At 58.2% G+C, this 8,412-nt stretch carries 4 protein-coding genes and 1 pseudogene; 2 read left to right on the top strand and 3 right to left on the bottom strand.

Annotated features, from left to right (window positions below; translation table 11 throughout):
* Nucleotides 1-115 precede the first annotated feature (115 nt).
* Nucleotides 116-3,562, bottom strand: a complete 3,447-nt coding sequence (gene dnaE, locus V7080_RS20880; RefSeq protein WP_334190315.1) for a DNA polymerase III subunit alpha — start codon at nt 3,560-3,562, stop codon at nt 116-118.
* A gap of 153 nt (nt 3,563-3,715) precedes the next feature.
* On the opposite strand from dnaE, the gene V7080_RS20875 reads away from it, so the two are divergent.
* The gene (locus V7080_RS20875) at nt 3,716-4,594 is read left to right on the top strand and encodes a sulfurtransferase (RefSeq protein WP_334190314.1); all 879 of its coding nucleotides are present in this window, start codon (nt 3,716-3,718) and stop codon (nt 4,592-4,594) included.
* A gap of 496 nt (nt 4,595-5,090) precedes the next feature.
* On the opposite strand, the gene V7080_RS20870 is transcribed toward V7080_RS20875, so the two are convergent.
* Nucleotides 5,091-6,539 carry a hypothetical protein gene (locus V7080_RS20870; protein WP_334190313.1) on the bottom strand — a complete coding sequence of 483 codons (1,449 nt, stop codon included), beginning with the start codon at nt 6,537-6,539 and terminating at the stop codon, nt 5,091-5,093.
* A 279-nt stretch (nt 6,540-6,818) separates the two neighbouring features.
* Nucleotides 6,819-7,844, bottom strand: a complete 1,026-nt coding sequence (locus V7080_RS20865) for a DUF4214 domain-containing protein (RefSeq protein WP_334190312.1) — start codon at nt 7,842-7,844, stop codon at nt 6,819-6,821.
* Between the two features lie 261 nt (nt 7,845-8,105).
* On the opposite strand from V7080_RS20865, the pseudogene V7080_RS20860 reads away from it, so the two are divergent.
* Nucleotides 8,106-8,412: pseudogene (locus tag V7080_RS20860) on the top strand (hypothetical protein); the annotation flags it as partial.

Genomic DNA, 8,412 nt, shown 5'->3' with positions numbered 1-8,412 from the left:
CCTAACTTTATCCATTGCGACCACCTGCTCCCTCCCCCTGGAAGGAGGAGGGAATCTTACAAGATGCGCTATCTAACCGGAAATTAAAGCCGTAGACAATCCGCAATCCCTATCCTCAATACTCCACCACCGCACTCTGCGCCCCCAGCCGCTCCACCAGCGACTGCCGCAACGCATCCGCAGGCGCCACGCGCCACTCATCCGCCAGCCGGATCTCGCACCCCACGCCCTGCTGCGTATAGCGCATCGTCAGCGGCAGCCCCGATTCCGACCGGTACGGCGACAGGATCGTCTTGATCTGTGCCGCATCCACCTGGCCCGACAAGGACAGCGCGAACTGCTTGCCGAACTGGATGCGGGCGGTGGCGATATCCATTACCTTTTCCGCGCTGATGCGCAAACCGCCGTTGAAGCGGTCTTCCGATACCTTGCCCAGCACCGCGAGGAATTCATCTTCCTTGAACAGGTTCCTGTTCGGGTCGTACAGCTCGTTGTAGACGGTGACATCAACCGTCGCGGTGGAATCGTCGAGTGTAACGATCACCATCTTTCCGCGCTGGGTCATCTGCGTGCGCACCGAGGTAATCACTCCCGCGATCACCCGCGCATCGCGCGATGGTTCCAGGCTGGCGAGCTTGGTACGAGCAAACTTGCGCACCTCTTCCGCATAGGCATGGAACAAATGCCCGGACAGGTAGAAACCGAGCGCCGATTTTTCCTCGGTCAGTCGCTGCTTCTCGGTCCACGGCTGCGCCTTCACGTATTCCGGCGGACATTCCATGTCGCTGTCGTCGCCGCCGAACAGGCTGACCTGGTTGGCCGACGCTTCCGCCTGCTCTGCGCACTCCATCGCGAAATTCACCGAAGCGAGCAGCACCGCGCGATCCTGCTTGAAGCAGTCGAGCGCGCCGGCACGAATCAGCGACTCGATGGTGCGGCGGTTGATTTGCCGACGGTCGATCCGCTTGACGAAATCGAACAGGTCGGTGAATGGTCCGCTCTTGCGCGCGGCGATGATCGCCTCGATCGCATTCTGTCCCGAGCCCTTCACCGCGCCGAGTCCGTAGCGAATCTGCGTCGCCTTCTTGCCCGGCTCGCCGACCGGGATAAAACGGTAATCCGACTGATTGATATCCGGTGGCAGCAAGGTCAGTCCGCAGATATCGACCGCATCCTCCACCAGGATCTTGATCTTGTCGGTGTCGTCCATCGCCAGCGACAAGTTGGCTGCCATGAACGCGGCGGGATGGTGTGCCTTCAGGTAGGCGGTGTGGTACGACAGCAATGCATAGGCGGCAGCATGCGACTTGTTGAAGCCGTAGCCCGCGAACTTTTCCATCAAGTCGAAGATCTCGTCGGCCTTCTCCTGCGACAGGCCGTTCTTCGCCGCGCCCTCGCGGAAAATCTGGCGATGCTCCGCCATCTCTTCCGCCTTCTTCTTGCCCATCGCGCGGCGCAGCAAGTCCGCGCCGCCGAGCGAGTAGCCGCCGATGACCTGCGCCATCTGCATCACCTGCTCCTGGTAGACCATGATGCCGTAGGTCTCGGACAGGATGCCTTCGGTACGCGGATCGGGATACTCGAACTTCTCGCCGTGCTTGCGGCGGCAGAAGTCCGGGATCAGGTCCATCGGGCCCGGACGATACAGCGCCACCAGCGCGATGATGTCCTCGAAGCGGTCAGGCCGCGCATCCTTCAGCATGCCCTGCATGCCGCGGCTTTCCAGCTGGAACACGGCGACGGTTTTCGCCTTGGTCAGCAGCTCGTACGATGGCTTGTCGCGCAGCGGCAGCTTCGCCAGGTCGAAGTTGGCCATCGCCGGATCGAGCTGCTTGATGTAGCGCACCGCCCGGTCGAGAATGGTCAGCGTGGTCAGCCCGAGAAAGTCGAACTTCACCAGGCCGACCGCCTCGACATCGTCCTTGTCGTACTGCGACACCACGCCGGCGTCGCCGCCCTGCGTGTACAACGGACAGAAATCGGTGAGCTTGCCCGGTGCGATCAGCACGCCGCCGGCATGCATGCCGACGTTACGCGCGATGCCTTCAACCTGCTGTGCAAGATCGAGCAACTGCTTGACCTCCTCTTCCTTTTCTAGCCGTTCGGCGAGCAGCGGCTCTTCCTTGATCGCATCTTCGATGGTGACCAGCTTGCCCGGCTTGAACGGAATCAGTTTCGAAATGCCGTCGCAGAAGTTGTAGCCCATGTCGAGCACGCGGCCGACGTCGCGCACCGCACCCTTCGCCGCCATGGTGCCGAAGGTGGCGATCTGCGACACCGCCTCCTTGCCGTAGCGATCCTTCACATACTGGATCACGCGGTCGCGGCCTTCCTGGCAGAAGTCGATATCGAAGTCGGGCATCGATACCCGTTCCGGATTCAGGAAGCGCTCGAACAGCAGGTTGTATTCCAACGGATCGAGATCGGTGATCTTCAACGCATAGGCGACCAGAGAACCCGCGCCGGAGCCACGACCCGGCCCGACCGGCACGCCATTGTTCTTCGCCCACTGGATAAAGTCGGCCACGATCAGGAAGTAACCCGGGAAGCCCATCTTGATGATGGTGTCCGTTTCGAACTTCAGGCGCGCCTCATAACGCGGCCTCTCCTTCTCCCGCTTTTCTTCATCCTTGAACAACTGCACCAGGCGCTCGTCGAGTCCCTGCTTCGACTGCATCACCAGAAATTCGTCGATGGTGACGCCTTCGGGCGTCGGGAAGTTCGGCAGCTTCGGCTTGCCGAGTTCAAGCTGCAGGTTGCAGCGCTTGGCGATCTCGATGGTGTTCTGGATGGCCGCGGGCATGTCGGCGAACAGCTCCGCCATTTCTGCCTGCGTCTTGAAGCATTGCTCTTCATTGAAGCGCTTCACGCGGCGCGGATTGGCGAGGATTTCACCTTCGGAGATACAGGTGCGTGCCTCATGCGCGATGAATTCTTCCCGCGTCTGGAACTGGATCGGATGCGTTGCGACTACGGGCAGCTTCAGCTTCGCGGCCAATGCCACCGCGTGGCGCACATGGCTCTCCATGTTCGGCTGGCCGTAGCGCTGCACTTCGATATAAAAACGATTCGGAAAAATCTCGGCCCATCGCGTCGCGCACCGTTCGGCCGCCGCCATGTTGCCATGATCGATCGCCATGCCGACATCGCCGCAATGCGCGCCGGACAACGCGATCATGCCGCTGGATGCGCCATTCTCCAGCCACTCGGCGCGCAGTTCCGCGCGGCCGCGATGCAAGTTGGTCAACCATGCCTTGGTAAGGAGTTCGCACAACTGCAGATAGCCGGTGCGATTTTTTACCAGCAGCAACAAGCGCCACGGCTTGTCGCGATCATCATCGTTGGTGATCCAGACTTCGCAGCCGACGATCGGCTTGACACCCTTGCCGCGCGCCGCCTTGTAGAACTTGACCATGCCGAACAGGTTGGCCAGGTCGGTGATCGCCAGTGCGGCCTGCCTGTCCTGCGCGGCGGCCTTGACGACATCATCGATGCGCACAAGGCCATCGACGATCGAGTATTCGGAATGGAGACGGAGATGGATAAATTGCGGCGAAGTCATCGTGCTATTTTACATGGGCGAACTGCTTCCACGAGGCAATCAGGGCGGCATTTTCCTGCCTCGAAATCAGGCTTTCACACATCGAAGATAAGCCATGCAGCGCATCCAAGTTTATAATGACGCCAAATCAATGACTTACTGAATTTGGCCCTTATGCAGTCCGAAAAACCCTACGTCAACATTGCCGCTTACAAATTTATTACGTTCAACGACACCGTCGAAAAACGTCCACAGTTCCGCGCGCTTTGCGAAGAGCTCGGCCTCAAGGGCACCATCCTGCTCAGCCCGGAAGGCATCAACCTGTTTCTTGCCGGATTACGCGAACCGATCGATCAATTCCTCGCATGGCTGCGCGCCGATGACCGCTTCGCGGACCTGCAGGTAAAGGAAAGTTACTCCGATAAGCAGCCGTTCACCCGGATGCTGGTCAAACTCAAGGCGGAAATCATTACCATGAAGAATCCGCTGATCAAACCGGAGGAAGGACGCGCTCCGGCCGTCGAACCGAAAACCCTGAAGCGCTGGCTCGACCAGGGCCATGACGACAGCGGCAAGCCGGTGGTGATGGTCGATACCCGCAATGCCTTCGAGGTGGATGTCGGCACCTTCAACAACACCGTCGATTACCGCATTGAAAAGTTCAGCGAGTTCCCGGATGTGATCGCCCAGCACAAGAATGAACTCGACGGCAAGACGGTGGTGACCTTTTGCACCGGCGGCATCCGCTGCGAAAAAGCTGCAATCCACATGCAGAACGTCGGCTTCGACAGCGTGTATCAGCTGGATGGCGGCATTCTGAAATATTTCGAGGATGTCGGCGGCGATCACTACACTGGTGACTGCTTCGTTTTCGATTACCGCACCGCGCTCAATCCCAGGCTGGAAGCGACACAGACGGCGCAATGCTTCGCCTGCCGCGCGGTGGTCACGCCGCGCGAGCAGTTGTCGCCTTACTATGTGCCGGGGAAATCGTGCCCGCATTGCAGGAAAGAGCTGCGTGACGTGGAAGCGAAGGCGGAAGCGTCGGCTTGAATCCACGCGCGGCAGGGACGATACGCAATGATGCGTATGGATGGAACGGCCAATAACGGCCGCTTCATCCGATGCGATTCAAGGAGTGTGGACAGTCAGTGGAATGAATCCGGATTACTTGAACATTTTTGCAAAAATCATCAGCAGCCCGACGCTCGTCGAGGCGCCAAGGCAAGCCACCTGCAATCGTTTGACGTTCAATAAAGCGGTCTTCCGGCTTCCAAGACGTACTTTGTTGTGTAGTGTTCTAGGCATTTCAATATCCGCTAATTTGGTTGCTGTTCGAATGACCTGATTTTAAGCAATCATGATGGCAACGAATGTGATGGCTGACACAATCAACCGTCATGTCGTGCATTCCTGACAGTTTTTTTCGCCCGTCTCTTCCGCACTCTTCACCACGAATAATCATTGCCGCTATCTACTTTTCCATAAGCTCATTTCATTGAATTGCTTTTGGTCAATGAATGCGTGCGCCATGCCTGAAGCGTTTTCACTACATCCCGCGCGGCGCTGTTTCGATTCGTAACTTCTTCTGCGGATACATGAATACCTTTGTTGCTCCGCATTGCGCGAAGTCCTCCGGCTGGCCATTGATTTCCAGAAGGCGCTTCTCGTCCACACCGCCCGATCGTTGATCGAAGGTCACCAATGCAAATTCGTAGGATGGCCTGTAGAAGTCCTTGCTGGTGATCCACTCGAAGGGTGTCAGGTCGACCGACATCTGAGCGACAGTTGGCTTGGTCTTGCTCAGCACACGTACTTTTTTCGCATCCCAATAATTCGCAACACCGTGCTTAAGGCCATGTTTTGCCAATGCCGCGTCGATGCACTCGACCTCGGCGGGATAGTAGGCCTGCCGGATGCCTGAGAAATCCTTGAACGTGAAATTCACAAGCTGCGCGAGAAAGACGATCGCCCCGATCGCCGCGGCGACTGCCGCCATGTTTTTCGCAGCGCTTGTACGCAAGAAAAGGTAGAGGATCAGCGGACCGAGAATGATCGGGAGGAAGAAAACCGGCAGCAGGTACCTGTCGCTGATTGGCTGGGTCCGGCATATGGCGACCGCGAGCACAAATGCCGGAGCGATGAGATTGAACAGGACGAGAAATCTCAGTTTTGCGGGGATCGCGTCCACAGCTTGCTTGCGCCTCCTGCCCAGGATGACCAGCCAGATCATGCCGATATAAAACAGGACGAGAATCGCCGCCACAAATGGGCTGGCGGCATAAAAGGCTTTTACGATCCGCCACAGTTCACCAACGTTCTGCATCGGGTTTTCAAAAAACCCGCCAGGCGAGCCCGACACGCGATTTGGCACCACGAAACGATACAGCGCCACGCCAAGCAATGTGCCTGCGGATACGCTCGCGCCAAACAGGACCAGCCGTGCACGAACCCGGTGACGGTACAAGAACGGCAGGCAAAACAAGGCTGGCAGGGAAAACTGGGCGATAAAGAGTTTGTCTGACAGCGACGAAGCGGCAACCAGCAGGAGGAGCGCCACAGCGTACTTTTTCGCCGTCCCTTCATCCGACTCAAGGCCGGCGTTCAGCAGAACGATGGAAAACAGCAGCAGAAGGAAAGCCCCGTAGTGAAACGCATTGCTCAATAAAAAATTGTACGGCTGGACGTGTATCGTGGCGAGCCACGACAGCAGCAAGACGGAAGCCGCTGCCAGCGGCCATGCGCCCTGGCTATCCAGGAATTTTCTGTAGACGAAAACAACAAGTGCAAAAGTAAGCGCAATCTGCACCGCGAAAAAGCCGGCAATCGCATGGTACGGCGTCGAAAGTGCACCATGCATCGCGAAATAGATTGGCCAGTCAGGCACGAAGTACGGTGCGGGGGTCAGCACCCATTGATTCAAACGCCCCTGCCCTTCGATCACATCGCCATACAGGGTCGGCAGGTAAAGTGCGTCCGCATTAAAGAAAAGATCCATCGGCAGCTTGTGCTGCAGGTAAGCGCAAACGATGCACAGAATCCCTATTGCGACTGCCGTGGTGGATAAGCCGGCTGAAACATGCCTGATTGTTTTCATTCTTCTGGGTGAGCGGGTCAGAGCGGCAATGGCATCGCGTTGCGCGAGGTGCCACGAGAAGTGCTAAGAAGGCACTGATTTTACCCCGCGGCGCCAGGATTTGCCCGACACGAACGATGCGCCCGGGCGTCCGCCGCCCCTCCCGATTTGTCGAAAAATGACAGTACGGATCGCCCCCCGTCAAGGCGCATCACCTCCGCAACCCGGCGTGAATTGGCAACCGAGCGCGCGATGAATATAGATCACCCGTGGCGGCATGACCTCGATCATCTGCCCGCCCTGCCCGGGAGGCGCATTCCACGCCAGGATGCGCAGGTTATACGACCCGTACTGGTACTGATCGTGGTGGAAGGTCAGCGATGCGGATGTCTTGTCGGGCGACAGCGTAAAGCGACCATAGATGATGGACGGGTCATTTGCCGAGACGAGCTCCACGTTTTCCAGTGCGGAGCCGGTGACCGTAAAGTTCATCGGTTCCTGCGGCGCAGGGAAAAAGCTCGGTGGCGGCGCAGATGCCAGGGTAGCCGTGAACGGTGGCGCAGGCGGCTCGGGAACACCAAGCGGCATGTACAGGATGCCGTTCTGGATCGCCGGCATCACCTGCGCCTGGTTCTCCGCGCTCTCGCTGAAAAACATCAGCACCTCGTGCCGCGGCTGGCCGATATTGTCGAGCTGGTTCATCCAATGCGCAAAGCCCGCCGGTTCCGGCTCGCGATGCAGGACATTGCGATACAGCTGCGTCACCAGGGCGGCACTGGACAGGTTGCTTCCGTACAGGTCCGTGAACTCTTTCGACTCCATGAAGTTCTGCGCGATCTGCAACAGGCTCACGCCGCGATCGAGTGCGGTGACCTGCACACCCAGGCCGGTCAGGTCCGGCTTTCTGTTGAAGGCCGCCTGGTAGAGGCGATAGGCTTGTCCCGCGTTGCCGGTGATATCCAGCGCAATCGCGCCATCGGGGAAAACAAGCCGCTTGATATTTGGTGCGACGGGAAGGCGGGTGCCCGCCCTGTCCCTGACGATGTATTCGGTACCACTTTGGGTGACCGAGTAATCCCGGTAGCTGCCCAGCATCGCCATCGTTTCGACCGATTCCAATGCGGCGAGCTGCTTTTTATCGGAATGCAGGCTGGCGGTGTCGGCGGAACCACCTCCGCATCCTGCCAAAAGAAGCGCGGCAGCGGCGGCAGCGAAAAAGACCTTCATGATTATTCCAGTAAGAGAGGCGGTCCTTGCTAGAGAGTCAGCAGGCTTTACCGGTTCCAATCAGTCAATTGCCGATTAATCAGCATCAACATTTGTCTGTGCAGTCGCTGCAATACAACAAATACGGCGTCTGCGCGCGTTGGGGAATTACAACCACGCCGAATGGCGATACAAAATCTTTCAACTATCAAGCGGCTCCATTGTTGCATACAGGAAAATTCAAATTAGAATCCCTTTATGACCACGTAAGGAGCAGCAACGATGACTGCGCTATACAGCTACTCCGGCGACATACGCGTCGATTCCCTGATTCTGGAATTTCCGGGCTGGAATTTCCTGCCGGCGCCCCGCACCCTGTATTACACCTTTGACACCAACACCACGGCGTTCAATGCATCGCAACGCGCCGCGGCGGCAGGCGCCCTCGCAGCGATGAGCGCGGCGACCGGCGTCACCTTCGCGGAAACCGCAACGGCAGGCGGCGCCGACTTGCATTTCGGCGTAAAGGACCTCAGCAGCTTGAACGCAGGCGGCATCTGCGAACTCAGCGGAAGCGGCACGCCGGGCA

The sequence above is a fragment of the Noviherbaspirillum sp. genome (assembly GCF_036846085.1).
Classification (GTDB): domain Bacteria; phylum Pseudomonadota; class Gammaproteobacteria; order Burkholderiales; family Burkholderiaceae_D; genus Noviherbaspirillum.
Note: the sequence above shows the minus strand (reverse complement) of the source record. Positions and strands in the feature narration are given on the sequence as shown.

Coding starts and splice junctions, on each gene's coding strand:
- dnaE (WP_334190315.1), bottom strand. CDS start 3,562: ATGACTTCGCCGCAATTTATCCATCTCCGTCTCCATTCCGAATACTCG.
- V7080_RS20875 (WP_334190314.1), top strand. CDS start 3,716: ATGCAGTCCGAAAAACCCTACGTCAACATTGCCGCTTACAAATTTATT.
- V7080_RS20870 (WP_334190313.1), bottom strand. CDS start 6,539: ATGGATCTTTTCTTTAATGCGGACGCACTTTACCTGCCGACCCTGTAT.
- V7080_RS20865 (WP_334190312.1), bottom strand. CDS start 7,844: ATGAAGGTCTTTTTCGCTGCCGCCGCTGCCGCGCTTCTTTTGGCAGGA.